General features: G+C 43.1%; 12 protein-coding genes and 1 pseudogene. 8 read left to right on the top strand and 5 right to left on the bottom strand.

The features are described from left to right. Positions 1-183 precede the first annotated feature (183 nt). Complete coding sequence (gene dpaL / locus NST31_RS04405; RefSeq protein ID WP_339164084.1) at positions 184-1404, bottom strand: diaminopropionate ammonia-lyase; 1221 nt, start codon at positions 1402-1404, stop codon at positions 184-186. Positions 1405-1600: 196 nt separating this feature from the next. Here dpaL and NST31_RS04400 point away from each other — a divergent pair, with 196 nt between their 5' ends. The 3 genes from NST31_RS04400 to NST31_RS04390 are packed head-to-tail and all read left to right on the top strand — an operon-like array spanning position 1601 to position 4047. After that, the gene (locus NST31_RS04400) at positions 1601-2428 is read left to right on the top strand and encodes an STAS domain-containing protein (protein ID WP_339164082.1); all 828 of its coding nucleotides are present in this window, start codon (positions 1601-1603) and stop codon (positions 2426-2428) included. A 40-nt stretch (positions 2429-2468) separates the two neighbouring features. Beyond that, on the top strand, positions 2469-3755 hold the full coding sequence (locus NST31_RS04395) for an MFS transporter (protein ID WP_339164080.1): 1287 nt from the start codon (positions 2469-2471) through the stop codon (positions 3753-3755). A gap of 10 nt (positions 3756-3765) precedes the next feature. Next, positions 3766-4047 carry a hypothetical protein gene (locus tag NST31_RS04390; protein WP_339164078.1) on the top strand — a complete coding sequence of 94 codons (282 nt, stop codon included), beginning with the start codon at positions 3766-3768 and terminating at the stop codon, positions 4045-4047. Here the strand turns inward: NST31_RS04390 and NST31_RS04385 are convergent. Then, complete coding sequence (locus NST31_RS04385; RefSeq protein ID WP_339164075.1) at positions 4042-4530, bottom strand: QueT transporter family protein; 489 nt, start codon at positions 4528-4530, stop codon at positions 4042-4044. The genes NST31_RS04390 and NST31_RS04385 overlap by 6 nt on opposite strands. Positions 4531-4675: 145 nt before the next feature. Beyond that, the gene (locus NST31_RS04380; RefSeq protein WP_077109827.1) at positions 4676-4891 is read right to left on the bottom strand and encodes a hypothetical protein; all 216 of its coding nucleotides are present in this window, start codon (positions 4889-4891) and stop codon (positions 4676-4678) included. Positions 4892-5030: 139 nt separating this feature from the next. On the opposite strand from NST31_RS04380, the gene NST31_RS04375 reads away from it, so the two are divergent. From NST31_RS04375 to NST31_RS04365, 3 genes and pseudogenes are all read left to right on the top strand, one after another. Next, positions 5031-6173 carry an HAD family hydrolase gene (locus NST31_RS04375; protein ID WP_339164072.1) on the top strand — a complete coding sequence of 381 codons (1143 nt, stop codon included), beginning with the start codon at positions 5031-5033 and terminating at the stop codon, positions 6171-6173. 250 nt (positions 6174-6423) lie between these two features. Further along, positions 6424-6717: a hypothetical protein gene (locus NST31_RS04370; protein WP_339164069.1), complete on the top strand. Its 294-nt coding sequence runs from the start codon at positions 6424-6426 to the stop codon at positions 6715-6717. A gap of 11 nt (positions 6718-6728) precedes the next feature. Then, positions 6729-6899 (top strand): annotated as a pseudogene (locus tag NST31_RS04365) (IS110 family transposase); the annotation flags it as partial. A gap of 294 nt (positions 6900-7193) precedes the next feature. On the opposite strand, the gene serA reads toward NST31_RS04365, so the two are convergent. Both serA and NST31_RS04355 read right to left on the bottom strand, forming a co-directional pair. Next, entirely contained in the window at positions 7194-8804 is a 1611-nt protein-coding gene (gene serA / locus NST31_RS04360) for a phosphoglycerate dehydrogenase (protein ID WP_339164067.1), read from the bottom strand. Continuing rightward, positions 8797-9954, bottom strand: coding sequence for an alanine--glyoxylate aminotransferase family protein (locus NST31_RS04355; protein WP_339164064.1), 1158 nt, complete (start codon positions 9952-9954; stop codon positions 8797-8799). The genes serA and NST31_RS04355 overlap by 8 nt, the downstream gene beginning before the upstream one ends. Before the next feature lie 461 nt (positions 9955-10415). On the opposite strand from NST31_RS04355, the gene NST31_RS04350 reads away from it, so the two are divergent. Further along, complete coding sequence (locus NST31_RS04350; RefSeq protein WP_339164061.1) at positions 10416-13160, top strand: GTP-binding protein; 2745 nt, start codon at positions 10416-10418, stop codon at positions 13158-13160. 34 nt (positions 13161-13194) lie between these two features. Beyond that, the gene (mgsA, locus tag NST31_RS04345) at positions 13195-13602 is read left to right on the top strand and encodes a methylglyoxal synthase (RefSeq protein WP_077109834.1); all 408 of its coding nucleotides are present in this window, start codon (positions 13195-13197) and stop codon (positions 13600-13602) included. The last annotated feature ends 35 nt before the right edge of the window (positions 13603-13637 follow it).

The raw sequence follows: 13637 nt of genomic DNA, 5'->3' as shown, positions 1-13637 counted from the left end.
ATATAGTGGACAAGCGTAAGTTAAGTGGGGGAATTTCCCCATAATTGGAGACGCTTACTGTAAACGCCTTCATTGATGTTGAAAAAATAAATGTATGTTTTGGAAGTTTTTTCGCCCAAAAATAGCATTCTTTTATCATGCATTTTATCATGCAACATGTAAATATTTCAATGGAGCCTTTGTTCAAAAGCTTATTGAATGGGTTCCCTTCCACACAATATCACGGTAGCGCTGTTTATCTGTATCTCCTTCGGTGTTGATCAAAAGGATTCTCGATTCCTTATTAAGCTGTAAATGTTCTTCCGCAAAACAGGGATGGGCAGTCAAAAGATAATACAACAAACCCATTGTGACCGCGCCAGATTCCCCGGAGATTAGTTTTCGGTCAACCCCAAGCGGATTTCCCAATATTCTCATACCAAGGGCGGCGATGGGATCGGAACATGAAAAAGCCGCAGCCGCTGTGCTGTCTAAAATTCGGAGCGCCGTCTCATTAGGAACGCCGCAGGCCAGCCCTGCCATGATCGTATCTAAATGACCTGTAACGGTTTTCATATTTCCTGTTAAAAATGAACGGTAAAAGCAGTCGGCCTGATCCGGTTCCACGACGATAATAGATGGCTGATTTGCTCTGTAATGATGTGCGAAATAAGCGGCAATTCCGGCGGCAAACGTGCCGACGCCCGCCTGAAGAAAGATGTGTGTCGGCGGCTGTTCGTCATTATGCTCTATTTCATCAATGATCTCCAGAGCAATGGCGGCATATCCTTGCATAATCCAAAGAGGGATCTCTTCATATCCTTCCCATGCGGTATCCTGGATGAGAATCCAACCGTTTTCTTCCGCCAATTTGGCACATAATTTTACTGTTTCATCATAGTTTACATCCGTTATGCCGGCGTGGGCGCCTTCATTCCGGATCGCATCCAAGCGGGCTTTGGAGGCCCCCTTCGGCATATATACAACGGAATGTTGTCCCAGTTCACGGGCTGCCCAGGCGACTGCCCGGCCGTGGTTGCCGTCAGTAGCCGTAATAAACGTGATATTACCGAGCTTTTTCTTTGCTTCTGGGGAAGTCAATTCTGCAAATGACAGTTCTTCAATCGGTTTATTTAACCTTTCTGCCAAGTATTTTCCAATGGCATAAATGCCTCCCAGCACTTTAAAGGCGTTTAAGCCAAATCTCCAAGATTCATCTTTTACTTGAACTGTTTTTACATTCAATTTTTTGGCCAGGTGATGTAATGCAATAAGGGGAGTGCTTGAATAGTTTTTGTGGGACATTTGAAAACGCAATACTGACTCTATCTTCTCACGGGAAAAATTGATCAAGTCCTCTGAGGCTTTCTTTGCGTGTTTATGATTAGATACCCATTTGACGTGTTCCGACAACTTATCTATCAATTCTTTATCCCTCCATTTTGTAAATAGGCTTCTGCTTCTACCATAGGGGAAACGGACATATTTTGCCAGTCCAGGGACTGAGCCGTGGTTTCCATATTATTTTAAAAAAAGCTTTGTATCTGCTAAAATATGAACAAATTATGAATTATTTTCATAAGTTTTTTTTCTACATTTAGGATGAAAGAGGGACTGCCACATGGAATTGACTTATCATGAAGACCAAGATATTAAAGCTTTCTTAAAAGAAAATAGAGACCAGTTTGAGAAGCGCCTTTTAGAAGAAGCAGTCAATGTCCGTGATAAAATTGAAGAAATTCGCCAAATCGGAAATATTAATCTGTTAGAAAATGCCCATAAGCTTGTTTTATTCGTTGTGGAGGGCAGGGGAGAAGAAGTGGTCGCCTTTGCCAATCAGGAAGGGGAGGCCTGGGCGCGATTTTCTCTTACTTTGTCATTTAAACTCGAGTGGGTGCAGGCGATTCGCAGAACCCTTTGGGCTTTCCTCCATCAGTACGATTATTTGAAAGGGAAACAAGTGCCTATTGATCAATTTTATGCAGTGGAAAAAGAGATCAACCAAGGAATTGACCAGTTTCTCAACCGCTTTTTTATTGCTTATTCCAAGTTTAAAGATGAGCTGATTGAATCGCAGCGGAAAATGGTCGAAAATTTATCTGCTCCGATTATCCCAATTGATGCCTCGATTAGCGTGCTTCCTTTAATTGGAAGCATTGACAACAGGCGCTCAGCTTCCATTACTGAAAAAGTGCTGATGGAGATTTCAAGCAAACGCATTCAAACATTGATTATGGACTTGTCGGGCGTGGGCGAAATGGAGCCATATGTCATTGACCAATTTTTAAAAATGATTGACGGAATTGAAATGATGGGCTGCAAAGCGGTCATTACCGGACTGCACCCGGTTGTAGTGAAGAAAGTGATTGATCTGGGCGTCTCTTTTGGGGATAAAGCCATTTTAAAAGGGACATTGCAACAGGCAATCCGTGATTATCTTTTACCATAAGTGATTGACAAAAGATGAGCTGAAAGGGGAGGCAAGCTGATTGGAACATAAAGTGACAAAAAGGGTACTCATTGCCAGTCTTGTAGGAAGCTCCATCGAGTGGTTTGATTATTTCTTGTATGGGACGGTTGCCGCTCTTGTGTTCAATGAGTTGTTTTTTCACGCGGATGATCCCGCGGTCGGTTTATTGTTGGCATATGCATCATTCGCGTTGGCTTTCTTTATCCGCCCGATTGGGGGAATTGTGTTCAGTCATATTGGAGACCGAATCGGACGCAAAAAAACACTTGTGTTAACGTTGTCCCTAATGGGGGGAGCGACTGTTTTAATGGGATTGCTGCCGACGTATGCTTCTATTGGCACAATGGCTCCTGTATTGCTTATCTTGCTTCGCCTCATTCAAGGCTTGGGTCTTGGGGGAGAATGGGGAGGAGCCCTTTTGCTTGCTGTTGAATACGCACCGAAAGAAAAACGCGGATTTTTTGGCAGTATTCCGCAAATGGGCGTAACAATCGGCATGCTGCTCGGTACGCTGACACTTTCACTCATGTCACTGCTCCCGGAAGATGCCTTTATGACATGGGGATGGCGGGTTCCTTTTATTTTAAGCGCATTTTTAGTTTTTTTCGGTTTATGGATTCGTAAAGGAATTGATGAAACACCATCCTTTAAGGCAGCCCAGGAAAAAGGGGAAATTGCGAAATTGCCTTTTGTTGAAACGATGCGTACCCATTGGAAAGAGGTGCTGATTGCCATCGGGGGAAAAGTGGTGGAAACCGCGCCATTTTACATTTTCTCGACTTTCATCGTTTCCTATGCGACGGCCAATCTTGGATTTTCAAGAACAGTTACGTTGAATGCGGTTACAATTGCTACTGTTGTTACAACACTGCTGATTCCAGTGATGGGACGTTTTTCGGATAAAGTGGGCCGGAAGCCGCTTTATGTTGGTGGAACCGTTTTGATGATTTTATATGCATTCCCCTATTTTTGGCTGTTGCACCAAAATTCCAAAGTTCTGTTGATCGTGGCTACTATTGTGGGTTTGGGAATTATTTGGGCGCCGATCACGGCTGTCCTTGGAACAATGTTTTCGGAGATTTTTAAGTCAAACGTAAGATATACGGGTATATCTCTCGGTTACCAGATTGGTGCCGCTGTCGCGGGAGGGACCGCCCCGTTAGTTGCCACAGCATTGCTGAATGCATATAACAATTCGTATGTCCCTGTTGCTTTGTACATCATTTTCACTTCTCTCATTTCACTGATTGCCATTGCCACGGTGCGTGACCGGAAAGACGAGGAATTGGATGAAAAGGCAGGATAAGGAACCGCGGATGATCCGTTTCCAGGCTGTTGAGAAAATTCTAGGCAGCCTTTTTACCGTTGCACGCTTTTTTATGGTTTGGTCATCAACGCTCCCGAAGCTTTGTACTTCTTTGATAAAGAACAGGGGGCACGCATATCTGTTTACTTATAAGAACAATGATAAAATTGTGCCCGAACAGTCAGTATGGGGAGGACTTCGTAACGAACTAGGAATGAAGCAACAGGAAAAAGCTTGCAGAGAAAAGAAACACTTGCTTTCCCCACAAGCTGAAGCTTCCAGTTTTTTATGATAAAAGCTTGTCAAAGCCAATTCGCTTATTCAAGTAATAAACGATGGGCATTCCTGCGAACATGACGACAAATTCCCCTGCCGCGACCGTAAACCAAGTAATGAAAAATGGATAACCAAGGACAAGCTTTAATTCAAGTGCAATAATAAACATGGTGAAAGTAAAGACGACCGTATTAAATATCATCCGGATCCAAATATTTTTCAAAAACTTAGAAGAAAATATTGTAATGAGCAGGGCGATCAATGATTGTCCGACGCCGAAAACAAGATCGTATACGCCAAGGGGCGACAACAGCAGATTCGTTAAAAAGACGCCCATTACGATGCCAAAAATATATTTTTTGTTAAAAACAACGAGATGGTTAAACATTTCGGAAACACGAAATTGGATGTTCGTAAATCCAAAAGGCTGGATAAAAAAGGATACGGCCATGTAAAGTGCCGCCAAAATGCTGTTTGTGGCCAACGTTTTTAACTTCAATCTAACTCTCTCCTTAGTTTTGATAACGTGGGATGGTTTCGAACCACGCGGGCGGAAGGCCCGAGACTTTATAATAGCGCCGTACGCCTTGCTTCGTCAATAAAAAACAGGAAGCTGACAAGGCTTTCCTGTTCACTTATGACGATTATTTATCAAGAGAATCGCCGCGCATATATTGTTCGAATTCTGTCATATCCTTGTTTTTTGTTTTGGACAGGCGAAAAGGATTGGGCGTTTTCTCGTTGTTTGCGGCAATCCCAATGCCGGGGCTTTGCAATCCGGGGTCATTGATGACGCCCTCATATGTTCCATCATGATGGCCGGTTGTTTTGCTACCGACATTTTCGGTTTTTCTCGGCATTTTGTTCAACTCCTTTTATTTTAGCATGGGAAAAAGCTCTTTGAATATGCATATGAAATGTGTGAAAGTTGGCCCGCCTAAAGACATTATTTTCTTCCTATGCTACACTAAAGGAAAAAAGCAGCCGAAGGAGATACTCATGGTAAAAACGGTTTTATTTGATGTGGATGGCGTTTTATTAAGTGAAGAACGATATTTTGACATGTCTGCACTTACGGTGTGGGAAGTATTGAACAGTAGCAAATATTTGGGGCTCGAACCCGAAACATTTAAAACAGATCTTGGAGATCGCGAGATTGATGACATTCGCTCACAAGTGTTTGTTCAGGACCAAGCCTTGAAATTTATGAAGGCCTGCGGATTAAACGCGAACTGGGACATGATATATTTGGCAGTCGGTTACCAGTTGATTCATGTGTTGGAACAGGTAAAAGATGATTTTCCGGATCAAATACAAGGGTGGCTGACAAATGAGATCAATCGTGATATTTTGCTTGAAATAGGCGCGAACTTGAAAGGAAAACGGGTTGAGCTTGACTACGCGAAATTTCTTGATGATTTTAAAACGGCCGAACCGTCCAAACAGGGGCTACTGGGGCATTTGGACACATTGTCGAAAGAAAAGCTCGGTGTGGATACGGATATTTTTGGCAAAGCGGATGCGTTATGGTCGACGTGCGAACATGCTTCCCAAGAATGGTATGTGGGAGACAAATACGTCCTTCAATCGACTGGCAAGCCTTCAGTACAAACCGGAAAAGCCGGATTTATGTCCGATGAAAAAGTGCTTGCGCCCAAAGAAGAAATTGCCGGGTTGTTTGCGGCATTAAACAATCACGGTGTAAGAATCGGGGTTGGAACAGGGCGCCCGGAACTAGAGACGATTGAACCGTTTAGAATATTGGGCTGGCTACAGCATTTTGATCGTAATTATATCGTGACAGCAGATGATGTATTAAAGGCGGAGCGAGAAAACAATAATATCCCCGCCTTGGCTAAGCCCCACCCGTTTACATATATTTTGGCACTTTCCGGAAAAACCAAAACGGTAGAACAATGCCTTGCCGAAAAACTCCCCATTGATCATTCGAAAGAAACATTAATTGTCGGGGACTCGCTCGCTGACTTACTGGCGGCAAGGGAAATGGGCTGCTTGTTTGCGGCAGTACTGACGGGATTGTCAGGGCAAGATGCGCGCCCGGAATTTGAGGAACATCAGGCAGATTATATATTGGACAGTGTTCTTGACGTAAAAGAGATTGTGCTGTCCCTTGTGAAATAAAGACAATAAAAACATGCTAAGATTAGTAGCACAAACTAAGGCCATGGTTTGTGCTACTATTTTTATAATAGAAGCGAAGGAAAGTCGACCAGCCTCTGGGATCATTTGAGAGTCCGTATATAAAACCGGCTAACTTCACACCCTTATGCGAATCAGTTTAGTTTGTCGGGTCCAAGAGATCGTGTATAAGAAAGTGGAATCGAGAAGGTACTGTGAAGACTTCTATATTTGGCGAAAAAGGAGAAACGATATGAAACATGTCATTGCACTAGATGTAAGTAAAGGGAAAAGTTCGATGGTCATTTATGATGGCAATTGTCAATGTGAATTTGAAGGCGAACTCCATAAGCGCAATGCGATCTTCCGCTTCTTCCATTTTTGTGATCCATACATCTTCAAGACCGGGATTTTTATGGTAAAATTCACTTGCACGCAACTCCAATCTTTTCTTGTTTCTCGTCAATTCAAAAAGAATTGGATGTTTGCGTGTATTTTTTTACGGGCAAATTGTGTGAAAACCCCAACATTTAGTATAGAGCCTTAAAAGAGAAGCGAAATCATTTTGTGGATTACTACTATAAATTAAAAACGCAACCTCAGAGAAAGCCTCATAAGGTTGCGATCATCGCCTGCGTCAATACATTTCTAAAAGTAACATTTCAGTTAGTGACGCAAGGTATTCCATACGATTATGAGTCCGCACTACCAGCTCAGAAATCGTATTAAAACATAACTCAACTATACCATACAGACCTCTTGAAAAAAATAAAAATCGTTAGGTCTTTTCGTCATGTGAAAATTTAGTCACAATAAAAGAAATTGATGAAATACACTTGACTAATCGTAAGAATAGGGGCCGGGACAAAACCCTGTAAAAATGAATAAACCGCTTGAAATCAAGTTTAAAAGCCTTGATTTCAAGCGGTTTTATCCTCATTATTTTTACGAAAATCAATCAGCTTTTAACTTGGTCCCGGCCCCTTTGATATTTCGTATTTGCTTATGTCCCAGTTTCTTTTCTTAATGATAAACCGGCACATTTGCAGTGGGCAGTTCCAAAAACTGGACAGCCCTTAATCCGTCCATGGCGACGAGATCTTTTGCGACACTTTCATCCACTTTTTTGTCCAAAGTAAGAACCATGATTGCTTCGCCGCCGGCTACGGCTCTTCCGACTTGCATCGTTCCGATATTGATTTGGTGGCTGCCGAGAATTGATCCAACCCGGCCAATCATTCCTGGAACGTCGTGGTGTTCAATGTACAGCAAGTATTGTTCGGGACGCACATCAACCCTGTATTCATTCATTTTTACGATGCGGCCGCCGTATCCGTTCAGGACCGTTGCACCGATGCTTGCCTGCTCATCACCTTTAAATAAAGTGAGTTCCATATAGTTGGCAAAACCTTTGCTTGTCGGATTTTTCACCACGTTAAGGGCAACTCCCTGGTCATTTAATAGGTGAAGGGCATTGACCATATTAACAGAGTCGCTCAGATGATGGGAAAGGATTCCCTTAATCATCGTTCTCGACAACAGGTCAGTATCTTGTTTGGCCAATTCACCGTAAAAGTTGATTTCAATTTTGTCCGGAGCATGTTTTAAAAGTTGAATGGACAAAATGCCAATCTGCTCGCCAAGATCAATATACGGCTGAAGTTTTTTCTGGGCTTCCCCGGAAACTTGAGGCATATTGATCGCGTGACGGATTGAATCTGTTTCAAAAATATTAATGATTTCTTGGCTGACTTCTTGTGCTACTTTTTCTTGTGCTTCTACTGTGGAAGCACCCAAGTGTGGTGTTACAACGGCATTTGGATGCGTAAGCAACTCCATATTGGATGCCGGTTCGGTTTCAAAAACGTCAATGGCAGCACCTGCTACCTGTCCGGAGTTTAATGCCCTTACCAAAGCGGCTTCGTCGATGATGCCGCCGCGTGCACAGTTAACAATCCGAACGCCTTTTTTCGTTTTGGCCAAATATTCGTCGTTAATGAGGCCTTTTGTATCTTTCGTTAACGGAGTATGAACCGTAATAAAGTCGGCTTGTTCAGCAATTTCGTCCAAAGAGGCTTTCGTAATGCCGAGTTGGTTGGCGCGTTCTTCTGTCAAATAAGGATCAAAGCCTAAAATGCTCATGCCGAATTTTTTGGCTCTTTTTGATACTTCCGCACCAATTTTGCCCATGCCGATGATGCCGAGTGTTTTTTCGTATAATTCAACGCCTTTAAACGCGTTTCGGTCCCAATTTCCAGCAGAAGTGGACATGTGTGCTTGCGGTATTTTGCGTGCCATCGATAACATCATCGCCATCGTATGTTCTGCGGCTGCAATCGTATTGGCGCCTGGTGCGTTGATGACGATAATACCTTTTTTTGTCGCAGTGGCGACGTCGATATTGTCCACACCTACACCCGCACGGGCAATGACGCGAAGTCGGTCCGCGGCATCAAGCAAGTCTTCCGTTACTTGTGTTTGGCTCCGGACGATGAGAGCGTCATAGTCTTTCATGATTTCTTTCAATTCTGCAGGGGACAAGTTTGATTTTTTATCGACGGTAAAATTCGGATGATCATACAATACTTTTAATCCGCTGTCGCTGATTGCATCCGTTACTAATACTTTATACATGTTCTGCCCAAACCTCCTGTGCTCTTTTGGTCGCTAGACCAAGTACGTCTTTGTTTTCCATTTCTTTAATGGTCATTTCCAATGCCGCCAAAACGGTGAGGACATCATACGGATTGCAATAGCCCATATGGCCGATCCGGAATATTTTTCCAAATAGTTTTTGTTGTCCGCCGGCAAGGGAAATATGATATTTGTCTTTCATGATTTTTCTGATAGCATTCGCTTGATCGTCCTTAGGCATGACAGCTGTAACTGTCGGAGAAGCCTCTTTATCATTTGTCAAAAGCGGGATGCCAAGAGCTTTCACTCCCTCGCGCGTCATTGTTTTTAACAATTCATGGCGTTTAATGACATTTTCCCAACCCTCTTCATCAATCATGTTGCATACTTCCTGCGCCCCATATATTAAAGAGATGGCAGGAGTGAACGGAGTTGATTTTTTTTGGTCATAATTGTCAAAATAGCGGTTTAAGTCAAAGTAAAACCGGGTATTTTTTGTTTTTTGAATCGCCTCTTTCGCATGGTCGCTGACAGCCACGAATGCAAGGCCCGGAGGAAGCATAAGCGCTTTTTGCGATCCGGATACTAAAATGTCGATATTCCATCCTGCCATGTCCGCAGGAACACCGCCAATGCAGCTGACGCCATCAACTATAAACAGCCCGTCTGTCAGGCGCTTGGTCACTTCTCCGAGTTGTTTGATCGGATGGATAATGCTTGTTGATGTCTCACAATAAGTGGCAAAAACGGCTTTTACGTTCACATCAAGAGACTTTATAAAATCTTCAAGCTGTTCGGGCTGGCAAGCAGTACCCCATTCAACTTCAAGCTTATGGACGTTGGCACCGTGAGCTTCACAAATTTTTGCAAAACGGTCGCCAAAAGCACCACCGACAATAACAACTACGTCATCTCCAGGATCTATTACATTTACAGCTGCTGTTTCAAGGGCGCCTGTTCCACTGCCTGAAATGATGAGAACAGGGTTGTCCGCCCCAAAGACTGGTTGGAGCCTTGTGGCTACATCTTCCAGCAACACGGGAAAAGCAGCGCCCCGATGCCCGATCATCGGTTGGTTCATGGCAATTTTTACCCGATCCGGTATGGGAGTCGGCCCCGGTGTAAATAAATATTCTTTGTCTAGAAACACTTGTTGTTCATCCCTTTCAAAAAGTTAAAATTAAATGAAAAGCCCTCATAACAGGCATGGTTGCCTTGTTATGAGGGACGTAATCTCCGTGGTGCCACCCTCGTTCACCGCCACTTTTTCCAAAGAGCGGTCTCGAGTGAATAACGGCGAAGCGCCGGGCTGCAAAGCCAGTTCAGAAGTGCTGGGCAATATTGAAGCAAAAGCATCGGTTTTCACCAGCCACCGACTCTCTTAAGGTTTTACTCCATGCCTTCTTCATCATAACTTTCATCATTTATTTCCTATGTTTGTGATCATTTTAACACAACGCATTCGCAATAAAAAGACTTAAATGATAAAAAAACTTTGTAACCGCTCCCATTATTTCATTTATATTACATTAGCTGAACGATGCAAGAAACCAAGAAATGAAATATAGTATTATTAATATATGCTATATTCTAATTGGGCGGGTGATGAAAGTGGAAAAGGAACAATATTTGGTAAAAAAGCTTTACCATGAACAACATTTTCTGAAGGGGGATGAGTCTGAACATCCGATTCGGGTGCTGGGCGAACTATATGTATCCGAGCAAAAGAAAGAAATGGCGGACCTCTCCTACATTCGTTTTGCCCAAGGAGAAGTGTACTTTTTAAATAATGACTATGAAGCGGCCATCTTCAAATGGGAGAATATACATAATGAACTGGAGCCGTGGGCGAAAAAAAATATAGCGGATGCTTATATGGAGTTGGACTTGCTAAGTACTGCGGAGGAAATTTATAAATCCATTTCGTCCGATTCTCTGATCTTAAACACGGAAATTTCATTACAGCTTTTCTCTTTATACTTGCAGCAGGGCAAAGCCGGAGAAGCAGACCAAATGATTAAAAATGCCGTTGTATTAAATCCTGACTATGAAAATGTAACGGAACTTGCTTGCGCATTTTTTGAAGAACAGCAGGACTGGGAAAGCGCATTGGATCTGACGATAAGTGAGGCGGTCAGGACAAAATCCCGGCAGTGGTTCAGAAAGCTGCTCGATTATATAGAAAACGGGCATGCCAGTGCCCAGGAGCCGCGCTTTTTTGTGCCGGCGCTAACCGCATTGCAGGCAATAGACTTTTCGCTTTTTGAACAAATGACGGTTGTTTTATGGGACAATTTTCAGAAACGGGATCATTACTTGTCCTGGTTGAAAGAATTAAGTGCGGTGATCGCCAAATCGGAGATAACAGCATCATATCGGTGGAATAAACTGCCTGCCAAATTCTCCGATTCCTTTAGGAAGCTGCTTTTAGAAGATTTTCCTTTAGAGCGGCTCAAAGAAGTCGTACCATCTTTATTATCATCATGGCTTCAAGTAGCTGACTCCGCAACGGCTCCTGCAGCCGCCGCCGGGGTGCTTGCCTGGAACGACGTATTCCCTGCCAGCGTGGGGGAATCTTCAATACAGGAAGCCCAAGATATTCTTGGACGGCTTTCTGGAGTTGCAGATCGCTCAAACCTGTTTATGGACAGCCAAAATTTATTCAAGTCGATTGAACAATGGGCATCCGCTATGAATGCTGCCATGAATCCAAAAGTAAAATGGATGTTTCAAAAACTGTCCATGTTGGATCATAAAACGGTCTTGATAGCCGGTACGTCTGCAGGCAGCAAGTCTTCCTTCGTTAATATGCTGCTAGGCAGTACGGAAGCAGATTTTTTTGACACGTCTGTTCCAGTACTTTATGGGCACGGAGAGACGACTGCATTTCGTCTCATTACGAACGAAAACATCGCAACGGTAACTACTAGCCACGAATTGGTGGAAGGCGAACGCAAGCCCGACGCCTTGATCGAATATATATGGCCAAACCGCTTTTTGGCAGATCATAGGTTATCTGTCATTGATTTTCCGGTGCTACATTTTCCCAAAAGGAAGGAAAGTGTCATTGAAAGTATCCGGATGAGCGCGTGTATGTTTTTCATATTAAATGAAGATGCTTCACTCACTATTGATGAGCAAGAACTGTTAAATGAAATTAAAGAGCATATTCCGGAATATCCGGTCCATTTTATTTTACAGACGAATGGACCCATCACGAACGAAAAGCTTGACAGCGTGAAGCAACATGTTTCTCAATTTTTTCCTGACGCAAACTTCTTCGCCATTTCCGGTTCCGATCCAATAAGTGACAGCCAATTGGAAAGCATATTAAAAGAGGTCGACGAAAAGAAAAATTGGCTGCTGTTAACAGGACACCTGATCTTTTTAATCAAAAAAATGATCGGGGGGCTGCTGAAACAACGCGAAAAAATCCAAAGGGAACTTACCGAAGCGATTGAGTTTGATGAAGAGGTGCTGACTAAGATCCAGGGCGCCATCCATCAATTGTATGATCTGGAAGAGGAAAAAACAAAAGTATTAAGCGATGCTTACCGATCATTTAAGGATGAAATCAAATCTGATCTGTTAAAAACCGTACCGAAATTGCTTAAGGAATCTGCCGATATTCTTCAGGAGGACAGCGACTTTGGGACGATCCACAAAAAATTGAATGATGAAATGAACAAGCGGATTTCCGATTATTTGCAGTATACGGTCCATCCAACATATATCAGCTCGCTTCAGGATTGGATCAGTTTTTCCGAAGGGGAACTGAACAAGGCCCAAGAGCAATTAATCGAGTGGAATGAAGGGTTCAATCTTATGTTCGGAGAAGAGCGACTCGAACTTGCTTGCGATTTTCAAATTCTTGGGGACTGGCGAAGAGACGCCGATCGTATGACAGGCACCATTCAGATAGATAAAGAAAACATATTACTAAAAAGAACGCCTGCGCAAGTTCTATTAAAAAGCGCCGGGAAGCTGTTTGGAGTGATACCGGCCAATCAATCCATCATGTATAAACGTTACCGTCAATATATAGAAAACGAAAATTATGATGATACGGCAGAATCAATCGCTGAAAAGTTTTTTCGGCAATTTGAACTGTTTGAAAAAGCAATTCCCAGGGATATATCACTGTTCTTCCGCAATCCGTATCATGTGTTGCGGAAATCTGCGGATGAACTCCAAGAGACAGTGGACAAAAATAAAGCAAAGCTGGATGACATGAAATCAAATCCGGAAAAATTCCACAACCCGTTGATGTTGTTTGACGTCAGACTCCGCCAGCTTGAATGGATGAAAGGAAAAAGTAAAACAGGTTCTCGGACAAATAACAGCGTGAACGGCTAACATATGTGACGCATGACGAAAAAGGGGGACGATTATGCGGATTGCTCTGATTGCGCATGACAAGAAAAAGGACGATATAGTCGAATTTTCCATGGCTTATAAATATATTTTGAAAAAGCATCAGTTGTTTGCAACAGGAACGACAGGAACGAGAATCATGGAGGCTACGGGTCTCGATATTCAACGCTTTCAATCCGGCCCGCTTGGAGGGGACCAGCAAATTGGGGCTCTTGTCGCGGAGAACAAAATTGATTTGATTATTTTTCTGAGGGATCCACTGACAGCCCAGCCTCATGAACCGGATGTTTCTGCATTGATGAGGCTGAGTGATGTTTACGGTGTACCGCTGGCCACAAATATGGGAACAGCCGAGGTACTGATTCGCGGATTAGAACGCGGTGACTTGGAATGGCGCTCTATTATTCATAAAGAAATCCACTGACATGCCATAATATGACTTATAGCCTAATCTCTTTA

The organism is Siminovitchia sp. FSL W7-1587 (assembly GCF_037963795.1).
Classification (GTDB): domain Bacteria; phylum Bacillota; class Bacilli; order Bacillales; family Bacillaceae_C; genus Siminovitchia; species Siminovitchia thermophila.
Note: the sequence above shows the minus strand (reverse complement) of the source record. Positions and strands in the feature narration are given on the sequence as shown.